The sequence below is a fragment of the Dialister sp. i34-0019-2H8 genome, assembly GCF_042846925.1.
GTDB lineage: Bacteria > Bacillota > Negativicutes > Veillonellales > Dialisteraceae > Dialister.
The window spans coordinates 1,682,120-1,707,989 of record NZ_BAABYQ010000001.1; the positions used below are offsets into that span (position 1 = coordinate 1,682,120).

At 51.0% G+C, this 25,870-nt stretch carries 21 protein-coding genes; all 21 read right to left on the bottom strand.

Annotation, left to right across the window (positions count from 1 at the left end):
- Nucleotides 1-14 precede the first annotated feature (14 nt).
- On the bottom strand, nt 15-617 hold the full coding sequence (locus ACGG9R_RS07340) for a Type 1 glutamine amidotransferase-like domain-containing protein (RefSeq protein WP_390153360.1): 603 nt from the start codon (nt 615-617) through the stop codon (nt 15-17).
- Between the two features lie 97 nt (nt 618-714).
- Nucleotides 715-1,962, bottom strand: a complete 1,248-nt coding sequence (locus ACGG9R_RS07345; protein WP_390153363.1) for a competence/damage-inducible protein A — start codon at nt 1,960-1,962, stop codon at nt 715-717.
- A gap of 166 nt (nt 1,963-2,128) precedes the next feature.
- Nucleotides 2,129-3,469, bottom strand: coding sequence for a 30S ribosomal protein S12 methylthiotransferase RimO (rimO, locus tag ACGG9R_RS07350; RefSeq protein ID WP_390155121.1), 1,341 nt, complete (start codon nt 3,467-3,469; stop codon nt 2,129-2,131).
- Nucleotides 3,466-4,506: an ABC transporter substrate-binding protein gene (locus ACGG9R_RS07355; protein WP_390153366.1), complete on the bottom strand. Its 1,041-nt coding sequence runs from the start codon at nt 4,504-4,506 to the stop codon at nt 3,466-3,468. Before ACGG9R_RS07355 ends, rimO begins: the two co-directional genes overlap by 4 nt.
- Before the next feature lie 127 nt (nt 4,507-4,633).
- Nucleotides 4,634-7,123 carry a DNA translocase FtsK 4TM domain-containing protein gene (locus ACGG9R_RS07360; RefSeq protein WP_390153369.1) on the bottom strand — a complete coding sequence of 830 codons (2,490 nt, stop codon included), beginning with the start codon at nt 7,121-7,123 and terminating at the stop codon, nt 4,634-4,636.
- A gap of 202 nt (nt 7,124-7,325) precedes the next feature.
- Nucleotides 7,326-8,636 (bottom strand): replication-associated recombination protein A, encoded by a 1,311-nt coding sequence (locus tag ACGG9R_RS07365; protein WP_390153372.1) that lies wholly within the window; start codon nt 8,634-8,636, stop codon nt 7,326-7,328.
- A gap of 68 nt (nt 8,637-8,704) precedes the next feature.
- The gene (locus ACGG9R_RS07370) at nt 8,705-9,808 is read right to left on the bottom strand and encodes a glycosyltransferase (RefSeq protein WP_390153375.1); all 1,104 of its coding nucleotides are present in this window, start codon (nt 9,806-9,808) and stop codon (nt 8,705-8,707) included.
- Between the two features lie 437 nt (nt 9,809-10,245).
- Nucleotides 10,246-12,330, bottom strand: coding sequence for an ATP-binding protein (locus ACGG9R_RS07375; protein WP_390153378.1), 2,085 nt, complete (start codon nt 12,328-12,330; stop codon nt 10,246-10,248).
- A gap of 560 nt (nt 12,331-12,890) precedes the next feature.
- Nucleotides 12,891-13,208, bottom strand: a complete 318-nt coding sequence (locus ACGG9R_RS07380; protein WP_022106365.1) for an HU family DNA-binding protein — start codon at nt 13,206-13,208, stop codon at nt 12,891-12,893.
- Between the two features lie 86 nt (nt 13,209-13,294).
- The gene (locus tag ACGG9R_RS07385) at nt 13,295-14,398 is read right to left on the bottom strand and encodes a YabN family protein (RefSeq protein WP_390153381.1); all 1,104 of its coding nucleotides are present in this window, start codon (nt 14,396-14,398) and stop codon (nt 13,295-13,297) included.
- Between the two features lie 173 nt (nt 14,399-14,571).
- The gene (rplT, locus tag ACGG9R_RS07390; protein ID WP_390153384.1) at nt 14,572-14,922 is read right to left on the bottom strand and encodes a 50S ribosomal protein L20; all 351 of its coding nucleotides are present in this window, start codon (nt 14,920-14,922) and stop codon (nt 14,572-14,574) included.
- An 18-nt stretch (nt 14,923-14,940) separates the two neighbouring features.
- The gene (gene rpmI, locus ACGG9R_RS07395) at nt 14,941-15,138 is read right to left on the bottom strand and encodes a 50S ribosomal protein L35 (protein WP_008858952.1); all 198 of its coding nucleotides are present in this window, start codon (nt 15,136-15,138) and stop codon (nt 14,941-14,943) included.
- A 16-nt stretch (nt 15,139-15,154) separates the two neighbouring features.
- The gene (infC, locus tag ACGG9R_RS07400; protein WP_390155124.1) at nt 15,155-15,691 is read right to left on the bottom strand and encodes a translation initiation factor IF-3; all 537 of its coding nucleotides are present in this window, start codon (nt 15,689-15,691) and stop codon (nt 15,155-15,157) included.
- Nucleotides 15,692-15,995: 304 nt separating this feature from the next.
- Nucleotides 15,996-17,906, bottom strand: a complete 1,911-nt coding sequence (locus ACGG9R_RS07405; protein WP_390153387.1) for a sensor histidine kinase — start codon at nt 17,904-17,906, stop codon at nt 15,996-15,998.
- Between the two features lie 360 nt (nt 17,907-18,266).
- A complete protein-coding gene (locus ACGG9R_RS07410) occupies nt 18,267-18,959 on the bottom strand; it encodes a response regulator transcription factor (protein WP_390153390.1) in 693 nt (230 codons plus the stop codon).
- Nucleotides 18,960-19,406: 447 nt separating this feature from the next.
- Entirely contained in the window at nt 19,407-20,225 is an 819-nt protein-coding gene (gene pstB / locus ACGG9R_RS07415) for a phosphate ABC transporter ATP-binding protein PstB (RefSeq protein ID WP_022106358.1), read from the bottom strand.
- The gene (pstA, locus tag ACGG9R_RS07420; RefSeq protein WP_390153394.1) at nt 20,225-21,151 is read right to left on the bottom strand and encodes a phosphate ABC transporter permease PstA; all 927 of its coding nucleotides are present in this window, start codon (nt 21,149-21,151) and stop codon (nt 20,225-20,227) included. Before pstA ends, pstB begins: the two co-directional genes overlap by 1 nt.
- Nucleotides 21,151-22,059: a phosphate ABC transporter permease subunit PstC gene (gene pstC, locus ACGG9R_RS07425; protein WP_390155127.1), complete on the bottom strand. Its 909-nt coding sequence runs from the start codon at nt 22,057-22,059 to the stop codon at nt 21,151-21,153. Before pstC ends, pstA begins: the two co-directional genes overlap by 1 nt.
- Nucleotides 22,060-22,444: 385 nt before the next feature.
- Nucleotides 22,445-23,326, bottom strand: a complete 882-nt coding sequence (locus tag ACGG9R_RS07430; protein WP_390153397.1) for a phosphate ABC transporter substrate-binding protein PstS family protein — start codon at nt 23,324-23,326, stop codon at nt 22,445-22,447.
- Between the two features lie 336 nt (nt 23,327-23,662).
- Nucleotides 23,663-24,853: an ATP-binding protein gene (locus ACGG9R_RS07435; RefSeq protein ID WP_390153400.1), complete on the bottom strand. Its 1,191-nt coding sequence runs from the start codon at nt 24,851-24,853 to the stop codon at nt 23,663-23,665.
- Between the two features lie 204 nt (nt 24,854-25,057).
- Nucleotides 25,058-25,807: a hypothetical protein gene (locus tag ACGG9R_RS07440; protein WP_390153403.1), complete on the bottom strand. Its 750-nt coding sequence runs from the start codon at nt 25,805-25,807 to the stop codon at nt 25,058-25,060.
- Between the last annotated feature and the right edge of the window lie 63 nt (nt 25,808-25,870).

A 25,870-nucleotide genomic window follows, 5' to 3' on the forward strand; every position in this document is an offset into this window, starting at 1 on the left:
CTTAAATTTTCAAATTAGTCTTTGCAAATAACCTTTGAACCTTCACCATCAATTACAATTCCCTGACGGTTGTTAATTGGGCATAGATTCAAATCCGAAAACTCAGTCATTATTTTCTCGGTAACTTTTTTAAATGGTGCTGTAAGATAATGCGGAAGAACATAGAAATCAATCAAATCAAGCCCTGCATCATCTTCTTGTGAGTAGTCCTCCGGCTTTTCATCCATTTGTTCAATATATTGGATGGTAGGAGCGCATATAATCGCACCTGCCGATTCACCGATCATCAGTTTCCCCTTTGATAATTCTTTCTTCAACAGCTCATCCGTTCCCGTTTTACGGAGCTGGTCCATAAGGAAGAAAGAATTTCCACCAGTAAAATATATCACGTCCGCATCTTCAAAAACAGATTGTATCGTTGAATAAGCCTCCGTTGAAATATCAATTTCAGTTACGGCTGCTCCCAGTTTATTAAATAGCTTTCGAGCCGAGCCGACATAACCGGTGTAGCCTTCACGAAGCGATGCTGTTGGAATAAATGCGACTTTTTTGTTATCAATTTCTTCTTTTATCAAACTTCCTACACTTGAAAAGTGCGAACATAAAAACAGCTTCATCCATATTCTCCTTTATAAACTTGACAGGGGCTGATCAAAAAGCGAGTGTGTCTTTTTTGATGTATGGAAAATGCTGCGCGGGGAAAGCGCCTGCTGCTTACTTCCCCATCCGTTTCCTGATGTACTCCATCACATAGTACATCGCTTTCTCTGCGGCAGCATAGCGGACACTCTTCCGGGAGCCCAGGAAATGCTCTTCATATACCTCTGTACCATATGCGCCGGAGACGGCGAGGAAGACGGTGCCGGAAGGCTCGCCGCGTTCCCCTCTTCCGGGACCTGCGTAGCCTGTCGTCGAGACTGCAATGTCTGATGCATACAGACGGCGGCTGCCCTCTGCCATCTCTTTTGCCGTTTCTCCGCTGACTGCCGTATAGCGGGAAAGTGTCTCCGAAGAGACCCCCAGCACATTTTCTTTGGCCTCATTCCAGTATGTGACCGCACTTCCTTTGAAATAAGCAGAGCTGCCCGGAAGATCCGTCATCAGCTTTCCGATGAGACCGCCAGTGCAGGACTCGGCAGCGCTTATGGAAAGATGCGTCTTCTCCAGAAGAGCCACGAGGTCTTCCCGCACATGCTGCTCGATGTGATAGTCAGCTACGGGGAGTCGCTTCCTGAGCTCTGTCACCAGCGGCGACATCAGCGCATAGGCCGCCTCTGCCGTTTCCGCTTTCGCCGTCACACGAAGGGCGATATACCCCGGTCGTGCAAGAAGGGCGATGGTGGGATTTTCCTGCGCCAGGATGAGGTCCATGATGGTCTCTTCGATCTCCGCCTCCGTCCTGTCGGGGATCGGCAGGATCATGGAGCGGATCGTCCCCATCTCTCCCAACCGTTTTTTGAGCGAGGGGAGCATGTGTTTTTCTGCCATCCGCTTCATCTCAAAAGGAGGTCCGGGAAGGTGTACCAGAAATTTTCCGTGATGCGAAAGGAGGCAGCCACTGGCAGAGCCGGCTTCATTCCTGAGGAGCTCCGCGCCTTCAGCAAACCACGCCTGGCGCGATAAAGAGGGCAGATAGGGGCGTCCCTTTTCTTTGTAGTACGCGGCAAGACGCACTGCCTCTTCCGGAAAGAGAACATAGGGAAGTCCCAGTACCTCGGCTCCGATCTTTTTCGTGATGTCTCCCTGCGTTGAGCCAAGGCCGCCCGAGGTGATGACAAGATCTGCTCGGGAGAGTGCAGTAGCAAAGGCCGCTCTCATCCGCTCCGGATTATCCCCCACCGTCGTCATAAAGGCAACAGTGAATCCATGTTCATTCATGAGCTCCGCCAGATAACGACTGTTTTCGTTATCAATCTCCCCTAGCAGGAGCTCGGTGCCAGTGGTAATGATTTCAGTGATCATGCATGTTCTCCTTGATGGGCTGCAGGAAGAAAAGGGATCGGGATAAAAGCGACCGGCGGATGGTGACTGGTGGCTTGCATGCTGCTTTCGGGCATCGCCCTGCCTAACTATAGGCGGCGAAGCCGCCACGAGAGCCTTGAACCCATCCACCTGAACCTTGAATCTTTTACTCCTTCACTTCTGCGATCAGATCATACGCATATCCGTCGATGATATGGACATTCACGAAATCGCCCGGCTTGAGATCTCCCGGGTTGTCGATATACACATTCCCATCGACTTCAGGCGCCTGATAGGACGTACGGCCTTTGGCCTGTCTATGTCCCTCGCCATCCTCGATGATTTCCTCGACGAGGACTTCCGCGTCGGTATCAATGAGGCGTTCATTGTTTTCTTCCGAAATTCCGGCCTGGATCGCCATCAGCTGATGATAACGGTCTTCCTTCACCTCTTCATCGATCTGGTCCGTCATGCGCGCCGCAGGCGTACCATCCTGCGGGGAGAATGTAAAGGCCCCCATATCGTCGAATTTGATCTCTCGAATGAAGTCACAGAGCTCCTGAAAATCAGCCTCTGTCTCTCCCGGGAATCCGACCATGAGCGTCGTGCGGATGGTCATGCGCGGTCTGGCAGCGCGGAGCTTCCGAAGAAGAGCATAGATGCTCTCCGAGGAATCGCGGCGGTGCATACGAGTGAGCACGGCATTGCTGATATGCTGCAGCGGGATATCCACGTACTTGCAGATCTTATCTTCGTGCAGGATGACGTCCAGGAGTTCATCATCAAAGTAGGTCGGATAGAGATAGAAAAGACGGATCCACTTCACACCCTCGATCTTGACGAGCTCACGAAGGAGGCTTGCGAGATTCGTCCCGAGGTCGCGTCCGTAGCAGGAAAGATCCTGCGCAATGAGGTTGAATTCACGCACCCCTTCAGCCGCCAGACGTCTCACTTCATGGACGATGGAAGAAATAGGGCGGCTTCTCATCGGCCCGCGTACATAGGGGATGTAGCAGAACGTGCAGCCATTGCTGCAGCCTTCAGCGATCTTCACATAGGCGGTATATTTCGGCGTCAGCGATGCACGCGGGATCAGCTCTTCATTCGCGCAGGGAATGGTGCCGAATTTAAACACCTTTTCTCCGCCATTGGCATAGGATTCATTCACGGCATCCAGAATATCCTGCCAGGAGTCTGTACCGATGAAAATATCGACTTCCGGGATCTCCTTCGCAAGCGCTTCCTTGTACTGCTGTGAGAGGCAGCCGGCAGCCACAAGACGTTCACAGACACCTGTTTTCTTGTATTCCGCTGTTTCCAGAATCGTCTGGATCGACTCTTCCTTGGCCGGATCGATGAATGTGCAGGTATTGATAATGATGACATGCGCTTCTGCCAGATCTTCGGTCAGTTCATAGCCGGCTTTCTCCATGATGCCCACCATCATTTCCGTATCGACCAAGTTCTTCGAGCAGCCCAGGCTGATAAATCCTAATTTCTTCGTCACTTCTTTGTTCCTCCAAATCGTACTTTTTCTCCCCATAGATTCAGCAGATCCTTTCTGCCTTCATCCAGATATCTTTTTTGTAATTCCCAAAAAACGAGTTCATTGCCGGCTGCATCGGGCTCTGCCGCATCATCATTCACATAGATGAAGTAGTTCCCGTTCTTTTCCATGATGCTTTTATATTTCGCCGAGTCCAGAAGCCAGTCTATCAGGCGCTCGCCCCGCTCAGGATGTGCGCTTTCTGCCAGAAGCCCTGTCCCATAGAGGTACCAGGGCGCGCCATCCTCCGGATAAATGATCATGACCGGCATTTTCTCCCGCTTCGTGCGAAGGACTTCATTCAGCCCGGAGATCCCGATGTCGCACTTTCCCATCGCCGCCATACGGGACGGCGTAGAGAGATACTTCCCATATTGTACGAGATGCTGCTGCGCCCTGCCCAAGAGTTCCATCGCATAGTCTGGCCCGAAGTGCTCGATGAGACACATCAGGAGATCCTTCGACATGTCGGCTGCGATGAAGTCCGTCATCGAAAGCTGTGCCTCTTCCCGCGTGAAGACCTCTGCCCACGTATAGGAAAATGGCTTCTGCTTCTTAAGAAAATCCGGATTCACCGCAAACACGATGGGATCCACCCAAAGACCTGTCCAATACGCCTCTTCATCCTTGAAAAGATTCAGCGCGGTATCCGTGCGCGAGGATGAATAGGCTGCGAGCTCTCCGTTCTCTTTCATCCGCATCAGGATATCCTGACTGGTGATCACCACATCCGCTGCCTTTTCCTCAGCGGAGGTCTTCTTTAATAGATCTGCGCCAGATACATAGGAGATCTCTACAGCAAGCCCCTGTTCTTTATAAAAAGCGTCTTTCACCGGATCAAGCACATCCGGTGAAAGATCCGTCAGCACGACGACCTTGCTCACAGGATGCTGTTCCTGGCGCCGCTCTGCTTCCAGATTCTTCGCATAGCAAAGAATCCCCCAAAAAGCACCGCCTGCCAGCAGGAGAAACAGTAAGACGGAGCATAGACGTTTCAAGATGGATCACCTCATTTCGATACAGGCTCTATCAGAGAAGCGGAGGAAACGTGCAGCTGGTCCCCGATCCGCAGTCACAAATATGGCGCTCTTTTCAGAAAACGCCATACTTGTGAAGACCGATTCTCTAGTCCGAAGGCTCTTCCTTCTTCCCGCCTGCAAGAATATCAGAAAGCTGCTCCTTATCGATCAGAATGTCTCTTGGCTTTGCCCCTTCCGCAGGGCCTACGATACCGAGGCGCTCCATGGTATCCATGAGACGGCCGGCCCGGGTATACCCGATGCGGAATCGGCGCTGGAGAGCGGAGACAGAAGCACGCTTCGTATCGAGCACCCATTCCGAAGCCTCCGGCATGAGATCATCCTGCTCTTCGACCATTTCGTCCTCTTTCTCTGTTTTTTCCGGGATAGAAAGATCGATCGGCTCATAGATGACATGGCTTTCCTGACGGATGCATTCCGCCCTGACATAGTTCACCACATCCTCGACCTCTTCGTCCGAGATGAATGCCCCCTGGACACGGACAGTACTGAGCGCTCCCGCCTGCTTGAAGAGCATATCGCCCTTGCCAAGCAGCGATTCTGCACCGCCCTCATCGAGAATGATGCGGGAATTGAGACCCGACTCGACCATGAATGCGATACGGCTCGGAATGTTTGATTTGATCACGCCGGTGATGACATCGGCTGACGGTCTCTGCGTCGCAAGGATCAGATGGATGCCTGCGGCACGCGCCTTCTGCGTCAGACGCTGGATCAGGACTTCGACTTCTTTTGCCGCGACGTTCATGAGGTCGGCAAATTCATCGACGATCAGTAAAATATAGGGCATCTTTTTGTCAGGATACAGCTTATTATACCCTTCGATATTTCGCACCTTCGCCCCGGCAAAGAGCTGGTAACGGGCCTCCATTTCACGGACAGCCCAATTCAATGTGCCCTGCGCCTTCTTCATATCCGTCACGACTTCTGTGCGCAGATGCGGGATGCCATTATAGACAGACAGCTCGACCACCTTTGGGTCGATGAGCATGAGCTTCACCTCATCCGGGCGGCTATGATAAATGATGCTCGTGATGATGGAATTGATGCACACGCTCTTGCCGCTGCCGGTCGAACCTGCGATCAGAAGATGCGGTGCTTTCGCCAGATCGGTCACGACCGTCTTCCCGGTGATGTCCTTGCCCAAGGCCACAAGGATGTGGCCCTTGCCATGCTGAAAGGCATCGCTGGCAAGCACATCATGAAGCGGCACAGAGGCCGCCTTCGTATTCGGGATCTCGATGCCGACCGCAGATTTTCCGGGGATCGGGGCTTCGATGCGGATATGTGTCGCCTCAAGCGCCATGGCGAGCTCATTCGAAAGTCCTTCGATCTTGCTCACACGGACGCCCATTTCCGGCTTGAGCTCGAAACGCGTCACCGTCGGCCCCACGCTGTAGTGAACGACCTTCGCCCGGACTCCGAAGCTGGCAAGCGTCGACTCGATGAGTGCCGCCTTCTGTCCTGCATCGGCCTCTCCCTGTCCCGCATTCGTCCCCGCATGAAGAAGCGAGAGCGGAGGGAACTGATACACCGGCCCCGTTTCCGCAGCTGGTGCGGGATGAGCTGGGTCTGCTGAGACGGGCGCTGGCGGTATCGGGTGAATGTCCTCCTCCGGCTTCTCTTCCCCGGCCAACTCTTCAGCTGGTTCTTCCAGCGGTTCTTCTGCCACTTCATCCTCCGCTTCCGGAAGCGGCGATATCGGCAGCTCTTCCATGTCCTTGACCGGCTCCTCTGGCGTCCACGGCTCTTCCTGTGCTTCTTTATCTGCTTCTGGGGCAGGTTCTTCTATAGGCTCTTCTACGAAAATCGGCGGCTCTTCCGCATCCGGCATCTGCGCAGGGACCGCCATATCTTCTGCCGGCAGTTCCTCATCCGGCGATTCTGCCGCATTTTCTTCATTCTTCTTGTAAATGAACTCCGTCGGCTTATCGTCGAGTACTTCCAGCCTGGCAGCACTTCTCGCAGCATCCAGCGCCGCTTTCTTTTCCCTGAGCCGTGTGGCTGCGGCTTCGATCTTCTCGCCTGTTTTCTTTCCGAGTACCTGCGCCTTCGAGCCCACTTTTTGCGCGCCACGCGAAAGCGACCAGTGCGTCAGCATAAGCACATCGATCACGATGGCCCCGAGGAGCACCAGCGTCGTCCCCCAGTATCCCATCGCATCATGGAAAAAGACGCAGAATCCCGCCCCGACGATCCCGCCATAGGTGAGGATCGACTGGATATCCATTTCTCTTCCAAAAGGAACCAGAAAATGATGCACCGCCATGAAGAGGAGCAGCACCAGCAGGATGACCAGCGCAACGCGCCTGTCCCAGGAAATTCCTTTCGATGTCACGGCATAGCGCCCACCGAAAAACATCATCAAAAGGGCGCAGAAAGGCGCGCCGAATCCGAAGAGGAAATGGCTGCCTTTATTCGTAATATCTCCGAAAAAACCGGTACTGTCGCTAAAAAGACTAAAGAGAATGAAAAGGCCGAAGAGGAAGAGGATCACACCTGTGATCTCATAGCTCTTCTCCTCGCTCTTCTGCACTCTCGTCGTCCGTCTCCGGCTTGCTGTCTTCTTTTTCATGGATAAATGGTTATATCTCCTTTATTAGGTTCAGGGTTAGCCTGTGGGGCGTGCTGCCCTTTGCTTGCATGTGAAAGAGGTTCAGCGGGTTCTGTAGATTCAGAGGGTTCAGCGGGGGTGGTATTTAGTCACCAGTCACTTTAGATTTCTAATCCCTAGCCACTAGCCACTAGTCACTAGCCACTAGTCACTAGTCTACCAGTCACTTACTTCCCTTTCTTCTCGCCCACCAGGCGCGCACCATGTCACCCTCCTGCCCGAGCGGGCGGGGCTTGTAGTACTGGTGTCCTACGAGCTCATCGGGAAGGTACTGCTGCTCTACCCATCCGCCGAAATCGTGAGGATATTTATATCCGATGCCAAGCCCCATCTTCTTCGCTCCGCTGTAGTGCGAGTCCATGAGATGCGCGGGGATGGACCAGTCCTTCCTTGTCTTTTCCTCCCCTTCGGCGGCAAAAATGCCGGAGCAGGCACTATTGCTCTTAGGAGCCAGACAAATATAGAGCACGGCTTCCGCAAGGATGATCTGCGACTCAGGAAAACCGACCATTTCTGCTGCCTGCGCCGCTGATACCGCCACCTGCAGCGCTCGCGGATCTGCCAGACCCACATCTTCCGCTGCGCAGATCATGATGCGCCTTGAAATGAAGGACGTCTTCTCTCCTCCGTCGATCATACGCGCCAGATAGTGCAGCGCTGCATCAGGATCGCTTCCTCGCATGCTCTTAATGAAAGCGGAAACAATATTGTAATGGTAGTCCCCCTGCTTATCATAGCTGGAGATCTGAACACCTGCCACCTCGCCGATCTCCTTCTCTGTCAGAGTGCCTCCATCCGTCAGCATGGATGTCGACTGCTCCAAGAGATTCAGCGCGACGCGCGTATCCCCGGAGGCGTAGGCGGCAATGAGAGCAAGCGCCTCCGGTTTTGCCGTATAGCGATGAATCGCCAGCCCATACTTTTCATCATCGAGCGCACGATGAAGCACCGAGACGATCGCTTCATCAGTAAGTCGCTTCAGATGGATCAGCCGCAGACGGGAGAGCAGCGGCCCGTTGATCTCAAAATAGGGATTCTCCGTCGTCGCACCGATGAGGATGAATGTCCCATCCTCCACATAGGGCAGAAGCACATCCTGCTGCCCCTTATTGAAACGGTGGATTTCATCAATGAAAACGATCGTCCGCCGCTGGTAGTACGAGAGCTCTTCTTTCGCTTTGGAAACAACATCCCGGATCTCTTTGATCCCGCTCGAGGTCGCATTCACCTTGATGAAGCAGCTCTTTGTCATTTCCGCAATGACCGATGCGATCGTCGTCTTCCCACATCCCGGCGGGCCAAAAAGAAGGAGAGATGGGATCGTATCCCGCTCTATCATGCGATAAAGGAAAGACTGCCGTCCAACGGCAGCATCCTGTCCGACGATGTCTTCAAGCCGCCTGGGGCGCATGCGATCCGCCAAGGGGGCATACCGCTTCCCCGCCTCCGGGGACATGTCGAATAAAGAGTCCATATGTATCACATCTTTCAGAATTGAGAGCAGTGAAGCAGCGAAAAGCAGTCAATGCTACCGGTCATCCGTCACTGCTTTCTTGCCAAATCGTATAATACCTTCGCCACCTGATCCGCACTGCCGCTCGGAGCGACGCTGCAGGCATCTGCCATCTTCTTCCGAACGAGCGGGTCACGAAGGATAGCGCGCACCGAGTCTGCAAGTTCTCCCCGCTTCACCCATTCCGCGCAGCCAAGGTTCTTCATATGCATGGCATTCGCACGCTCCTGTCCGGGCAGCGTATTGACCAGCACCATAGGCAGATGCATCACCATCGCCTCTGTACACGTAAGTGCGCCCGGCTTTGTCACAAGGATCTCACTCCTTGCCATCATCTCTGCCACTTTATTTGTATAGCTGTGAAGCTCCACGGGATGCTTTAGCTTCTCGGCAAGAGCAGCCACTTTTTCGTAGAGACTGATATTCTTCCCGGTCACGACGATGAATTTTGAGATCTCTTCCACTTCATCGAGACGAGCGATATTATCCACGACATTGCCGAGCCCGAGACCGCCGCCCATGACGAGTACCGTCCCCTTTTCAAAGGCCTCTCTCTCCTTCGCTTTCTCGTAAAAAGCACGGCGCACCGGGATACCTGTCACACGGATGCGGCTGCCATCGATATCATACGTCTCCAGCAGGTCCTTCAGATCCGGCGTCGCGACACAATACCCGTCAAGATAGCGGTCGATCCAGAGCTGGTGGATATCGAAATCCGTGATCACGCCGAGCAGCGGGATCGAGATCGAGCCCTCCGCCTTCAAAAGGTCTGCTGCCCCTGCCGGGAAAGGATGCGTGAAGATCATCGCATCCGGCTTCGTGGCCATGATGAGATTCTTCATTCTGCGTTTGAAGGAAAGAGACAGCATCTTCTGCGAGAACTGCCCGAAGCGGCTCATCTGCGAATCACTGTAGAGATGGTCATACATCTCCGGAAAGACGTCGATCATTTTGAGATAGCCATCCTTGATGATGTGATCGATGGAGAAAAGATTGCTCGATACGAAGTCAAGGACCTGCACCGAGTCCGATGGATGCGTGCGCTGGATCGCTTCCGCGATGGCACGCGCCGCCTGGCTGTGCCCCGTCCCTATGCTGGCTGTCATGATGTAAAACTTACGAGCGATCTCCATTTCGTCTCTCCCTTTCGTTACTTTTCCACCTTCGATTATAACATAAAAGCGCAAATCAGCGGAGCCGTCACGCATAAGGAAAACCGCTTTCTGACACGCAAAAAGCAATGTGAAATAACGATCATCTCATTTTCGCGTTCCGTCTGCCGCGGGGGACTTGCAGCTCTCATAGGAGTGACCGGGAAACCTTATCCCAGCTGTCTTTCATGCCATAGTCACCCTATCCGCCCCTTTCGGGCACCTTCCCCTAGAGGGGAAGGCTGCGATACGAGAATACCATCATCTAAAAAAGGCGGCGAAGCCGCCACCTCACCCCTGAACCTTGAACCCTGAACCCTGAACCCTGAACCTTGAACCTTGAACCCTAAACCAAATGAAAGCAACGTAAAAAGGAGCTGTGAAGAAATGAGGATTCATTTCTTCACAGCCCCTTCCCGCTATACATATTTCTTGAGCACAGACAAGAGAATGTCTATATGGATCGGTTTTGCCACATGATCATTCATGCCGGCATCCTTTGCCGCCTGCCTGTCTTCTGCGAAAGCATTCGCCGTCATGGCAATGATGGGGATCTGCGATTTCTTCGGATCCTGCAGCTTTCGGATCCGTCTCGTCGCCTCATAGCCATTCATGTGCGGCATCTGGATATCCATAAGAATGAGATCGTAGTATCCGTCTGCTGCCTCGATGAGACGGTCGCAGCAGACCTGTCCGTCTTCTGCACGCTCCACCAAGATCCCCTTCTCTTCCAGAAGCTCGCAGGCGATCTCCGCATTGAGATCATTATCCTCAGCAAGGAGAATGCGTTTCCCAGCCAATGATGCCCCCTGGTCTGACGCCGCCTCTGTTTCTTCCCTTTTGACTTCCGATTCATCGGTCAGATGCAGGGGGAGATCCACGCGGAAGCATGTCCCGCAGCCCTTATGACTCTCGACATGGATCTCGCCTCCCATAAGCTCGATCATGGACTTGACGATGGAAAGTCCCAGTCCGGTCCCGATGACTTGATTCTCTGTAGAAGAGCGCTCTCGAGAAAACTCCTCGAAAATATGAGGCAGGTAATCCTGGCTCATACCGATCCCCGTATCTTGGCAGGTAAAAATATAGCGCGCCCTTTCCGCTTCACTTGGAGTCACTTCGCAAAGCTTGATATGGATCGCCTGCCCTGCCGGCGTATACTTGATGGCATTGCTTACGATGTTTAAGAAGATTTCCTGCACCCTTGTTTTATCGCAAAGGACATAGCGATGCTGGATCTCTACCTCTGATGAAAAATGCAGCTGCTTTTCTTTGATATCCGCCTCAAAGACCGTCTCCACGGACTGCCACATATCCATCAGGTCTTCCGGGGAAAGATTCAGCCGAGCCGTCCCGCTTTCGATACGTGCCATTTCCAGCACCTGATCGATGATCGTCGTCAATAGCGCACTCGACACCTGCATTTTCTTCAGATATTCCCTCGCCTTTTCCGGACGATCCAGATGCTTTTCCAAAAGGCTGGCAAATCCGGCGATGGCATTCATCGGCGTCCGTATGTCGTGGCTCATGTTGAACAAAAAACGAGTTTTTGCCTCATTCGCACTTTTTTCCCGATACGCTGAGCGCTGCAGTTCGGCCGCATGCTCTGTTTCCTGACGTCTTCTCCTCAGAAATTGATAAAAAATCGTAACGATCAAGATGGCGAGAAGCCCTGAGATCCCACCGTCAGCGATCCAGTAGGCGGGCGGAATCCATCCATTCACAGGCATAATGTCAAAATACCATATCGCATTCGGGATCTTGCAAGTCACTGTCAGGCGATCTTTCGGCATACCCGATTGTCCGCTGGCGATTGTCACGGGCTGTCCGTCTTTGTTGTTGTGCGTCCAGATCTCATACAGGAAGGAAGACCTCGATAGTTGGTCCAATCCCGTTTCATTCAAAAATTTCTGCCAGTCAATGACAATGACGACGAATCCCCAAAACGAATGGTGTCCCCTGCCATCCGGGAGGTACACCGGTGTAAAGAGCAGCGCTCCCTGCCCACCCTGCTTCAGCGTATAGGGGCCTCCCAGCGTATACTTCCCGGTCTCCTTTGCCCGAAGTGCATCATAATATCTTTCATGCTGTGTCAAAAGATTCAGCGACAGCGCCTTCTCGTTCCCCTGCATAGGGTAGATATCGTTGACTACCCCATTCGGCGCCAGCTCATAAGCCTTGACCACACCGTCTTCATTGGGAAATGCCTTTGCCGTTTCAGAGAATGCATCCTGATCCGGCTCACCCCCGGCGAGGATCCGATTGGCCATGAAATCGGAGATCTGCACATACTTCTCAAGCTGCATCTCCACACGGCTTGCTGTGATTTTCGCTGTATACATCGCCATATCTTTCTGTTCTTTTTCCATATAACGGAGTATCAGCGAGCCTGCCGCAAAGCAAAAAAGAAAAGAAATCACACCCATGAGCACGCAATAGATTTTGATCCGTGCTTCCGTTTTATGCTTTCCTTTATGCTTTTCCTCATGGTTTTTCTTCATCATTTGACCGTTCCTTTGTAAGATTCTTAACTTCCGTCCTCGATCGCATCAACTTTCTTTTAATTTTACACTTTCAACCGATGACTTTCAATATCATCGGGCGCACCGTCTTGAGGAAAAGCAGCCCGCATATCATCCTTTTTCATTTTTGGATATAACCAACGTCACATATTTTGCAAATCAAAAGGCGATGTGAAATAACGATCATCTCATTTTCGCGTTCCATCTGCCGCAGGGGACTTGCAGCTCTCATAGGAGTGACCGGGAAACCTTATCCCAGCTGTCTTTCATGACATAGTCACCCTATCCGCCCCTGCGGGCACCTTCCCCTAGAGGGGAAGGCTGCGATACGAGAATATCATCTTCTAAAAAAGGCGGCGAAGCTGCCACCTGAACCTTGAACCCTGAACCTTGAACCCTGAACCTTGAACCTTGAACCTTGAACCTTGAACCCTGAACCTTGAACCTTGAACCTTGAACCTTGAACCAAATGAAAGCAAAGTAAAAAGGAGCTGTGAAGAAATGAGGATTCATTTCTTCACAGCTCCTTTTTCTGTACCATCTTATTTCTTAGCTGCTTTCTTAGCTCTGGTCTTTTTAGCCGGTTTTACATTGACTTTTTCTTTCAGCTGTTTGGAAACGCGGAAAGCCGGAGTCTTGGAAGCCGGGATCTTGATGACTTCCTGTGTGGACGGATTATGACCTTCACGAGCTTTACGTTCACGGACTTCGAAAGTACCAAAGCCGATCAGCTGGACCTTTTCACCTTTGGCAAGAGCACCGGATACGACATCGATGACAGCCTTGACTGCTTTTTCGGCATCTTTCTTGGTCATTTCTGCTTCCTGAGCGACAGCAGTGATGAGTTCTGTTTTGTTCATAACTAAACATCCTCCTTTAATAATGATGGCTTTTGCCAACAAAGAAGAGTGGTGCACAGGGCACACCGCTTCTCAGCTCCAATGGGCTAGGGGAGCGCTGATGTATCCGTCTTTCGGCAGAAATCCTGCCACAAGACCTGAGCCTCCTCGGGCGAGATGTCCATCAGGCTCTTCCCTCTCTGGAAAAGGCCCTTTTCAAAGGCTCTCAGCTGATCCATGACATATCTGGCGTAGCGATGGAGAGCCAGTTCAGGTTCTACCCCTTCTGCATGTATTACACGGTCTAACGCAAAAAGGAAACGCCCCACCGAAAGCTCTTTATCAACAGCTCCCTTCCCGTCTATGGCTACCTTGATCTCTTCAGCACAAGACGCAGAAAGTGCGCCATCCTCGAGGGCTTCTGTCAGTCCATGGGAACCAACTTTCCTTTGAATTATACATGCTAAAAGCAGACTTGGCAAGTCTTTTGAGACGCCGGAAAGCAGATATTTTCGGTTTTTTTCCAATCTTTTCCGTGTTTCCCAATCTCCAAGGAGCTTTTTCGTCTCCTCCACCGTGATTTTCTCGAAAACGAAGGGGTGCCGGCGGATCATTTTCTCATTGATGCCGTCCACGACATCCTGCATGGTGAAGAAGCCTTCCTTCTCCGCGAGGCGCGCATGAAAGACGATCTGCAGCAGCACATCGCCCAGCTCCTCTTTCAGGTTCACCATATCATCCTTGTCGATCGCATCGATCACTTCATAGACCTCCTGCAGGAAATAGGTTCGAAGCGATCTATGATCCTGCGCGCGATCCCAGGGACAGCCGCCGGGTGCCAGCAGCATATCCATCGTCTCCTCGAGCGGAGACAGTGTGAACGGCGCAGGTCCCTTCCCTCTCGCTTTGCGGCTGTCGAAAAGGAAGAGGAATGGCTCCTTCCCAAGGTCATGCCGGAATTCATCCATGGTAAGCCTATGAATACGGCCTTCCGAAGAAAGGAGGATGAGTGCGCTCTCCTTCTCATACAGCATAGAAAGCCTCGATGACAGAATGGCCTTCTCCTCTTCTGTCACATCCTTTAAGATGAGAAGATGCGGCAGCGTAAGAGAGATCGATGCGGCCTCTTCCCCGCCTGCTATGGTGAACGCTTCATCCTCATGAAGCAACCCCTTCCTAGAAAGGAACGTGAGTATTTGTTGTATAGTCATTGGCATCACCTCGCTTGTATCTTTGCTGTCATTATAGCATAAAATGACCGGCTCTATTTCGATGGATCAGGAAAGAGGCTTCACAGGGATCCCGTCACTTTTTCCGGTCAAGCGCCCTTCGTCCAAAATAAAAATCCGTCCGTGACAGATCGTCATAGACGGATTTTTATGGATTAAGCGTTTTTAGCTGCTTCGCAGATCTGGGTGAAGCCAGCCGGATCGCTGATAGCGAGTTCGGAGAGCATCTTACGGTTCACTTCGATACCAGCACGGGTCAGGCCAGCGATGAGCTTGCTGTAGGTCAGGCCGTTCTGACGAGCTGCTGCATTGATACGAACGATCCAGAGCTTACGGAATTCTCTCTTCTTGGATCTACGGTCTCTTCTAGCATAGTAGAGAGCCTTCATGACCAGTTCGTTTGCTTTTCTGAACTGGGTGTGACGAGCACCTCTGTAGCCCTTAGCCAGTTTCAGAATCTTCTTATGTCTTGCATGAGCGGTAACGCCGCTTTTTACTCTTGCCATTCTCTTATATCCTCCTTATTAGCCGTTTGGAAGCAATCTTGCTACACGTTTGTAATCAGACTTGGAAACCAGTGCTGCTTTTCTGAAGTTTCTCTTTCTCTTCGGGGACTTCTTTTCGAGAATGTGGCTCTTGAATGCTTTGTTTCTCTTGAACTGACCGGATCCGGTTTCAGTAAAACGTTTTGCCGCAGCGCGACGGGTTTTCATTTTCGGCATTTTGTACTCTCCTTTGTTATGCTTTTGGGGCAACGATCATTGTCATGTTGCGCCCTTCTAATTTCGGTGGCTTTTCGCGAACAACGGTATCACCCAGTTCTTTAGCGAAACGGTCGAGAACATCCTGTCCAAGTTCTGGATGGGTCATTTCTCTGCCACGGAACATGATGGTCACTTTGACTTTGTTTCCATCACCTAAGAAACGCTGCGCATTCTTCAGTTTGACAAAGAAATCATGGTCTTCGATATTTGGACGAAGCTTGACTTCTTTGATCTGGAATACCTTCTGTTTCTTCTTGGCTTCTTTATCACGTTTCTGCTGTTCATATCTGTATTTGCCATAGTTCATGATACGGCATACGGGTGGACGGCCATTGGGCGCCACCTCGACGAGATCAAGTCCTTTTTCTTCCGCCATGCGAATCGCTTCATGGAGCGTCATGATCCCCAATTGTTCATTTGCATCGCTGACAACACGCACCTCTCTGGCGCGGATCTGTTCATTGATGCGAAGTTCCTTACCTATTCTTTTCACCTCCGAAATAGAAATCATTGCAAGTGTAAAGGCGGACAGCATCTGCCGTCCGCCTTGAGTTCATACGTAAACCTTAGTAGCCTGCGCCATGTAAGGTGAGAAGCGGATGACTTCTGCTTGCAATCAATTACAAGGGATATGATACTACAGAAATCGATCCAAGTCAAGAGGAAAAATGCAGAAGAGGAAGAGGGCATGCGGGATCAAAGCCTCTCAGGTGCTTATCACACGCACCCCTCTTTGCCCCATAGCCCCAGCAGAAACTGCCGTGCTTCTTTCGCTGTGAAATCCACGGCCCTCTCTATGGAGCTGCCCGGATCCATTATTTTTTCTTCTTCTCGTCCTTCTTCCGTCCCTTCTCTTTCTTTTCTTTTTCTTTCTTCGGCTTCTTGACCTTATGGTGTACGTCTTTTCCCGCCTTTTCGCCTTTGACATCACCCGCAGCCTCGATGGCCTTTCTGTCTTCTTCGGCTTCTTCGGCGGCAAGACGACCAGACTCTGCATCTGCTGCTTCCTGCTTGGCCGTCATCGCTTCCGCGTGCTCCCGATCCACGTCGCCTTCGCTCATTCTGGGCAGGACGACAGTGACGGTCGTGCCTTCCCCTTCGATGCTTTCGATAGAGAGCATGCCTTTGTGCTTTTCTACGATATGCTTGCAGATAGCAAGTCCCAGTCCGCTGCCGCCGGTCGCTTTGTTCCGGCTCTCTTCGGCGCGGTAGAAGCGCTCAAAGACGCGTCCCTGCTTATCCTTCGGGATACCGATGCCTGTATCCGATACCGTAAGGATCATCTTGTCTTCCCCCTCCGGTGAAAGGCGTGCGTATACATCCCCGCCTTCATGGTTGTATTTCACCGCATTATCCAGGAGATTCATGATAAGCTCAGAGAGAAGCGCTGCATTGCCATAGGTATAAAGCGGGTCTGTATCCACGTGCACCTTGACATGCTTGGCATCTGCCTGTGGAGAAATGAGATCAGCTGCATACCGCACCAAGCTGTCTACAGAGACGGTCTTCCATGTGATGGTGGTCTCTGTCTCCTCGATCTTGGAAAGATGCATGATGGTATCGATCAGTGTCAACATTCGCTGGGATTCATTCACGATGCGGCTGCCGAAGAGCCGCACTTCCTCGGGCTTCTGGTACATGCCATTGGCAATCATTTCTGCGAACCCGCTGATAGAGGTCAGCGGTGTCTTCAGCTCATGCGAAACATTGGCAGAGAATTCGCGGCGCATTTTTTCAGCCATATAAGAAGCCGTCATATCACGAAGTACGATGAGAAGACCGGATTCTCCGTCGGTGAGTACGATCCGATTCATGACCATACGGAAGGGCTTGTCAAAAAGGTACATGGTGTACTCCTGCTTCCCCTCGCTGTGGTAGGCTTTGCCGATGACGCGAAGCCAGTCCTCATCATGATAAAGGCTCGCTATACGGCGGAAGCGCTTGTTTTCGTTCGGATGGAAAATATCTTCGATCGTCTTATTGTAATCGATGATCTCCCGGCTGCCATTCAGAAGGATGATGCCGTCTGTGATGGTATCGACCACGATGCGGATCGTATTTCTTTCCTCTTCGATATCCTCCATATAGTTTTCGATATCATTGTGCTGCTCTTCGACCTTACGGATGAGAGGACGCAGTTCCTTATATTCCGGCGGCAGCTCGTCCACCTTTTCCCCCTTCATGATACGCTGCACGAGATCGCCCAAGAGATGGAAGGGTTTCAAAATGCTTTCTGTCTCCCGTTCCGCAGCAGCCAGACAGCCCACGGTGAAGACCAGGAGGAAGATGAAGATCTCCGGCAAGTAGGAGGAGTAGCCTTTGTAATTCACCATGCGTCCGCTTGAAAGTCTGAGCACTGTACCGTCATCTGCTTTGACGGCATAATAGCTCTTCGGCTTGTCAAAGGAGTCCTTATGCACTTCGTGGCCGCTCCCCGTCGCAAATGCCGCCTTCACTTCGCCGCTTGCCTTGTAATCCTCCTCCTTTTGGTCACTGTCATAGATGACAGTGCCATCGGTATCGAGCCAGACGATGTGAATGGCACGCTCATTGTCTTTGAAGACCCAGTCCAGATACTCGATGCTGCTCTCTTCCTTGTCCTTGGAGATCGCACCGGAAAGCACATGCGCCGTGCGCCCGAGCTCCGCACTGATCTGCTCCTGCATGCCCTGGTAATATAAGATGGCCGAGAGTATGAATGTCACGACCACGGATATAATGCCCATAAAGAGCAAACTTTTATAAATTCTTCCTCTCATGTGTTTCTCCTACGTGAGTTGTATTAGTAGAAATATAAAATAGAGCAGCATAGCCGCCTATGCATGACTCCATAGGTAATAGGTTATAAATCAGGGATTAGGGGATTAGGGATTAGGGATTAGGGGCCTTGAGTGACTTGTGACTGGTGACTAGTGACTGGAATGCCAGCTCATGGCATCGCCATGATTTATACTTCGCGGCGCTTCCATATTTTTATGCGCCGCACCACCATTTCGCATTTCTCATTTCTAATTTCTCATTCAATCGAGGCTTTCATCCGCAATCCAAGGGCGCTCCGCCCCAAGGGCTAACCCCAAGCCTCTTCCCTATTTTCTATCCCCCAGCCTGTAGCCCACGCCACGGACCGTGCGAATGAGAGAGCCTTCCTCCCCAAGCTTCTGACGAAGGCTCATGATGTGCATATCGATGGTACGGCTCTCCATTTCAAAAGGACAATCCCATACCGATTGCATGATCTGATCGCGGGACAGGACGATGCCCTTGTTCAGCAGGAGATAACAGAGTAGGTCGAATTCTTTGAGAGTCAGCTGGACCTCTTTTCCGCCTGCTGTGACGACGTGCTGCTCCTGATCCACGACGATATGACCGTAAGAGAGCAGCTTCTTATTCGGCTCCGTCGATTTTTTGGCTCGGCGAAGGACCGAACGAATCCGCGAGAGCAGCTCCATGATGCCGAAAGGCTTCGTCACATAGTCATCCGCTCCACAGTCAAGCCCTTTTACGATATCGAACTCACTTGTTTTCGCCGTCATCATGATGATCGGGACCGTCTGCATGGCTCCGCTCCCCGGCGCTCTCATTTTCTTCAGAATGGTCAGCCCATCCTCGCCCGGAAGCATGATATCAAGGAGCAGCATATCAGGTATATTTTTCTGCAGCGCATCATACAGCGCATTGGCATCACCAAAGCCTTCGACCTTGTACCCCTGCCCCCGGAGTGCATAACTCACCAACTCGCGAATACTTTCATCATCTTCTACACAGTAAATTAAAGGCATGATTTGTCTCCTGTTTCATGATCGAAAACATTCAATTTTAGCAATAGGCATCAATGAGAAATTAGAAATGCGAAATGAGAAATGGTAGTACGGCGCACAAATTATATAGCGCCGAAACGAATGGAGGAAACACCGATTAAATCGTTGTCTGATTTGGCTCTTGTATTTTCATACAAAGCAAGGAATAGGGGGCGCGAATAGCGAGCTATTTAAGGAGGGTTATGACGAATCATTGCATGAAAATACATACCAAATCAGATTCTGCGATTTAATCAGCGTTTCCTTAATTATCTTACCCCATGCGGCGCCCTATTATTTTTTTGCGCCGCTCCTTCATTTCTCATTTCTCATTTCTAATTATTATGCTATCCAAAAGCCGGCACGCCAGAGACCTTGATCGTCTCTGACCCGCCGGTGAAGTATTCCTTATTATTTTATCATATGAAATCAACCAAAGTTACCGGAAATGTAACGAATCGTTCGTTCTTTCTGCGGATTCTCGAAAATCTGTCTGGTTTCGCCGTATTCGACCATTTCACCAAGATAGAAGAAGGCTGTTTTGTCAGCGATACGCTGTGCCTGCTGCATGTTATGGGTGACCATGATGACCGTGTAGCGTTCCTTGAGCTTGACAGCGAGTTCTTCGATATGCGCTGTAGAGATCGGATCGAGGGCAGAGGTCGCTTCATCCATCAAGAGAACATCCGGCTCTACGGCAAGGGCTCTGGCGATGCAAAGACGCTGCTGCTGACCGCCGGAGAGCCCGAGGGCAGACTTATGCAGGCGATCTTTCAGTTCGTCCCAGATGGCAGCCTGACGCAGGCTGCTTTCTACGATCTCATCCAGATCTGCTTTCTTGGTGATGCCTTTCAGGCGTGGACCATAAGCGACATTATCATAGACGCTCTTCGGGAATGGATTCGGCTGCTGAAAAACCATGCCGACATGACGGCGAAGAACGATCGGATCGATATCTTTGTACGCATCAACACCAGCCAGAAGAATCTCCCCTTCTACGCGACAGGATGGGATGAGGTCATTCATGCGGTTCAGCGAGCGCAGGAACGTCGATTTCCCGCAGCCGGACGGCCCGATGAGTGCGGTGATCTGATTCTTTTCAATGCGAAGATTGATGCCCTTCAGTGCCTGAAAAGAGCCGTAGTACAGATCGACATTTTTGCAGTCGAAGCTGATATTGTTATAGACCGAGATGGCTGTTGAGCCAGCAGGAGCCGGGACAGCGACTGAGTTTCCATTATAATACATTATGCATGTTCTCCTTCTGTTTTCTTGGTAATGTAGTGACTGATGAGGCGGGCGCCTATGCTGAATGAGAGCACCATGAGCATCAAAACAGCAGAAGCTGCAGCTGCCGTATCAGCGGCAGATCCGCCGACGCCCTCGGTGCGGGACGCCCAGACCTGCAGGGACAACGTCTCACCCGGGCGGAATGGATTCAGCGGGCAAACAGGCGAGGTGATATCCCACACCTGCCAGCTGATATCCGTACTCATGCCTGCGGTATAAAGGAGCGCAGCAGCTTCGCCGAAGCCTCGGCCGGCTGCAAGGATAATGCCGGTCACGATCGGTCCGATGGCCGCCGGCAGCATGACCTTCCAGATGGTCTCGAAGTGGGTCGCCCCCAGTGCAAGGCTGCCTTCTTTGAAGCCATGCGGCAGTGCTTTCAGTGCATCGTAGGTGGTCGCAGTGATAAGCGGCAGAGACAGGACGGACACCGCCAAAGCGCCTGCGAAGAGGTTCCACTGGGATCCGACCATGATGATAAAGACCAGGTAGCCAAAAAGGCCAACCACGATCGAAGGGAGAGAGGATAATGTCTCGATGGCGATGCGAAGAGCATGGAGGATGCGGCCTTCCGGTGCATATTCCGCCATGTACACACCGGCAAAGATACCGATCGGTACAGAAATCACAAGAGAGAGGAAAACGAGATAAACGGTGTTGAAAAACTGATTTCCAATGCCGTTTGCATCAAAAGAGAAAATCTCAGGACGGAAGGCTTTGATGCCGCCCCAGACTACATACATCGTGAAGGCAATGAGAAGCAGGACGAAGGCACCGGACACCACATAGAAGACAGCCGTCGCGAGATGATCGGACATATGCGTCCTCTTCAGTGAGCCGCTCACATGGCGAAGCTCATCCGCCGAAAGGGAAGAATTCGAATTCATCAGATTTTCTCCTTTCTGGCAGCGATCAGATGAATGATCAGAATGAAAAGAAGGGAAACGACAAAGAGCAGGAGTGCCATGGACCACAGGGCTGCATTGAACTCGCCGCCGTCCATAGCGCCGCCCATATCGGAGGCGATCGCAGACGTCAGATTGTTCGTCGGGTCAAGCAGGCTCTTCGGGAATGCGCGCATCTTCCCGATGACCATGGAAACAGCGAGTGCTTCGCCAAAAGCTCTGGCCAAGCCGAGTACGATAGCAGTCAGGATGCCCGACATCGCAGCGGGGAGAAGCACTTTATAAATCATCTGCCAGCGGGTAGAGCCAAGACCATAGGCACCTTCGATATACTTCTGATTCACGCTGCGGATGGCATCTGCGGAGACGGAAGTGATCGTCGGATAGATCATGACGGAAAGCACGATCGCTGCCGCCAGCACCGACTGCCCGTGAGAGCGGTCAAATACCTTCTGGATGAGCGGTACCAAAACGACCAGCCCGACCCAGCCGTAAACAACAGACGGAATCCCGACGAAGATCTCTACCGCAGGACGAATGATCTTTTCTCCGATCTTAGGAGAAATCTGTGTCATGAAGATCGCCGTGGAAAGGCTAAAAGGGATGGCAATGACCAGTGCGACCGCGCAGGTCAGGATAGAGCCCCAGATGTAGATCGCCGCACCGATCTGTCCACCGCCGACTTCGGTATCCGTCGGTTTCCAAACCGGAGAGAAGAGAAACTCACTCATAGAGTGATGAAACTGTGTAAACGAAAGCATGCCTTTCGCCAAGAGGAAGCAACCGATGGCGATCGTCAGGACGACCAGGAATCCGCCGCAGAGAGTCGAGAGGCTTTTGCCAAAATATTCTCTTCGAAACATATGCTGGTTCGTACTACTGCCCTCCATATTGACTCCTTTTTCAAAAATCGGGACCATGGATCATTCTCCTTGATAGAAACGGGAAAGGGACTGCTCAAAGCAGCCACTTTCCCCGTCTTCTGTAAGCGTTATTGCAAAATCGCATTTAATTTGTTTGGACAAAGGGCTGAGCTTAGCAGTCAGGCATTGCAGGTGACTGGTGACTAGTGACTAGTGACTGGTAGCTAGGGATTAGTAGCTAGGAATTAGGTTTGCGATACGAGAAAACCGCTAGTTTCAAACCTCCGCGGCGCTTCCATATTTTTATGCGCCGCACCAGCACTCCTCACTCCTCACTCCTCACTCCTAACTGGCGAGCAAAGCTTTCATCCACAATCAGTGGACAAGCCGCCCCACGGGCTACCCCCCCCATTTATTTCTTCATCTTAGAGGAAACTCCGTAGCCCTGTTTTTCGATCTCTACGCCATATTCATCAGAGAGAATGTAGTCGAGGAAGGCTTTGACCGCGCCGGTCGGTTCGCCCTTGGTGTACATATGTTCATAGCCCCAGACTTTGTAAGTGCCATTGTAGGTGTTTTCCAGAGTCGGTGCCACGCCGTCGATCGCAAGAGCTGCTACGTCTTTGTTATTGACAAGGTATGGAAGAGCGACATAGCCGATAGCCCCCTTGGTCTGTGCGACGCTCTGGATCAGTGTACCGCTGTCATCGGTTTCCAGAGATTTGTTGGATGCTTCTTCCTGACCAGCCAGTGCCAGTTCCGTGAAGAGAGCACGGGTGCCGGAGGTGGTCGGACGGGTGACAAGGACGATCGGTTCATCCGGGCCGCCTACCTCTTTCCAGTTGGTGACTTTGGCTGTGAAGACATCCTGCAGCTGCTGGGAGGTCAGGCTCTTCACTTTGTCAGCGATATCTTTATTGATGATGGCAGCAACAGTCATGGTGCAGACCTTATGGTCTACGAGGCCTTTGGCTTTTTCAGCCGGCAGCTTCTTTTCAGCCGGTACATCGGAATTGCCGATGTTGACAGAGCCTTCAGCGACCTGCTTCAGACCCGTACCGGAGCCGCCTGCATTCAGAGTCAGAGATACTTCCGGATTCTTGCTCTTGAACTTAGCAGCTGCATCCTTTACAAGCGGAAGCAGTGCGGAAGAACCGGAAGAAGTGACCTGTCCTGTGACCTTCGCACCGGAAGCAGCACCGCTCTTTGCCGGCTCACTGTTTCCGCCGCAGCCTGCTGCTGCGATCAAAGCGGTAGAAGCCAGTGCCAGTGCCATCATTTTTTTGAGTTTCATTTTGTGTCCTCCTTAGAGACATACCTTTTATTTTTGTTTTCTCTTGCGTTGATAGTTGTAGTCTAAAGGATGGATGTAAAAAGGAAAGGATGAGTGGTGTACAAGTCTAGTTTAGATTGTAAATGGAATGTAAATCCCAAGTTCAACGGGTTCAACGGAGAAGGTGGCGGCTTTCGCCGCATATTTATATGAGGCGATGCCCGAAGGCCGGACGTTTGCATCCCTGTCCACTCTTGCTGAAAACTTTTTTAAAAATCAAAAAACTGTTCAGCATAGTGAAAAGTTTTTCCATTTTGGGAAATTTGTTCACTATACTGAACAGTTTGATCCATCGATCTATTTCTCATCCAATGATTGCATGAGAAGAAAATCTTTGAGTTTCACATGACGCACGGTACTGGTCGAATAATCAAAATCATCATTTGTGATGAGGATTTTTTCTCGCGCATTATCAAGTCCCGCAAACGCCCCCATCTCTCTGTCATACGCTTTCTCTTCCGCCACCGTGTATGCCACCTGGATGAGATACTCCCTCTGCCCTTTGTCTGCGATGAAGTCGATTTCCTGTCCCCTGTTATTATATACATACACTTCATAACCCATATAGATAAGCTCGTTATACACCACATTCTCCAGATTATGCGTCACATCATAGCGTCCAAACGGCTGATGAATCGTATTGAAGGCCACATCTTCATCATATAACTTTTCAAAAAAGTCCAGTTTCTTCTTTGCTTTCAGAGAATACTGTGAGACTTGGCGAATCGCATATGCCTCCTCCAGATACCCCAAGTACTTCATGACCGTGTTGACAGAAATCTGTACTTTCTGACTGCGCAGATATTTTGAAATCGAATTGGCACTGAAGATACGCCCATTCGAAACCATGATGTACTCGACCAACCGCCGGAACACTTCCGCCTTGCGGATTTGATATCGATTCATAATATCATTCAAGACAATCGTCCGGTGCAGATCCTCCAAGTATCGCAGCATGGCTTCTTTCTCCCGAAATTCCAGACGCTTCGGAAATCCTCCATAAATAAGGTACTCACTGATCGGCGCCTCTTCTCCGAGTTCTTTGGCATACGCTGCTATCTCTTTGTACACGAAGGGCCGTATGCAGAACGCCACATATCGCCCCGACAATTCCTTGGTGAATTCTTTCGACAACAATTTGGAATTACTGCCCGTAACAAAGAGCGAAATTTCCTCCAGACGCAGCGTGCGACAGGCTAGATTCCAATCCTTGACCAACTGCACCTCATCCAGAAACACATAGCACTTGCCCTCCTTTCGTCGGACCAGCACATAGGAAATCAAGCTGTCTGCATCAGGAATCTCCCGCAGCAGCCGCGTGTTTTCGAAATTTAGAGAAAGAACCTGCCGTCCCGCTTGCTCCAGCTCCTCTTTGATCTGACTCAATATGACCGATTTCCCGGAGCGGCGAATCCCTGTGATGATCTTGATCAGATCACTGTCATAGAATGGACGGATCTGGGAAATGTAATGTTCTCGTAGTATCATCTGTCTCACCTCTTTTGGTTCATTATACTGAAAAGTTTTCCAAAAATCAAAAAACTGTTCAGTATAGTGAAAGGTTTTTCCATTTTTGGAAATTTGTTCACTATACTGAACAGTTTGAACATGGAGCGGAAAGGATGCACACCTATGCTGCATCCTTAAGGAAACACAGATGAAGCCGCACAATCCGGTGCCATCCGTATTTTCTTACTTCGTTTGTGTTGTCCCCATATAAATGTATTTTCCCCCATGCTCAGCCTTCACTTCCTCGTACCTTTTCTGTGCTTCCTCATAGGTGCTGTAGGTGCCTAATACGTTTGCCGCAGGCTTTTCATATTCGCTCGGTGCCTGCGCTAAAGCATTGTTATTAAAGGCCCAATTTCTACCGATCTGATTCACAAAAGCTCGATTTTCAAGTACGTAGTACTTCTCCGTCAATGGATCATAGCGATAGGAAAGAACGGTTTCCTTGCTATAAGGGTTATTCCCCTCGGCATGCAACTCAGCGGATTTCAGATCTTCCGTCGTCCAATACAATCCGCCACCTTCAGTTCCCAACTTTCCTTGATTTTCGCCATTATAAAATGTCCACATGGTCGCACCCAATTCCGTGGCCAGCTTCCCGATCGTGCTGTCCGTCTTGTCTTCATCCGTGAGCCAACCAGACTGAATCATCCCACGCTTATAACTCATTCCCGATGTCGTATTTCCTGAGTTATAAGCATCCTTGCTTTGCACTTCACGAAGACGCTTCAAGATCTCATCCCAATTCAGGTTCACTCCCTGTTTCTTTGCCGTCTCCATAAGGCTCGATGCATTTCCGAACACATTCTTGATCGAGTCTGCGACTCCTGTCTGGGAGTAGATCCCCCATCCGATACCGATGATGATCGCGAGCATCAGCGCATACTCGACAAGATCCTGCCCCTTCTGCGAATTTTTGTAAAATGTGAACACGGTTTTCATCCTCCTTTATTGTCTATATTTTAGCAAAAAGAGGATAAGAAAATCAATGCGCCC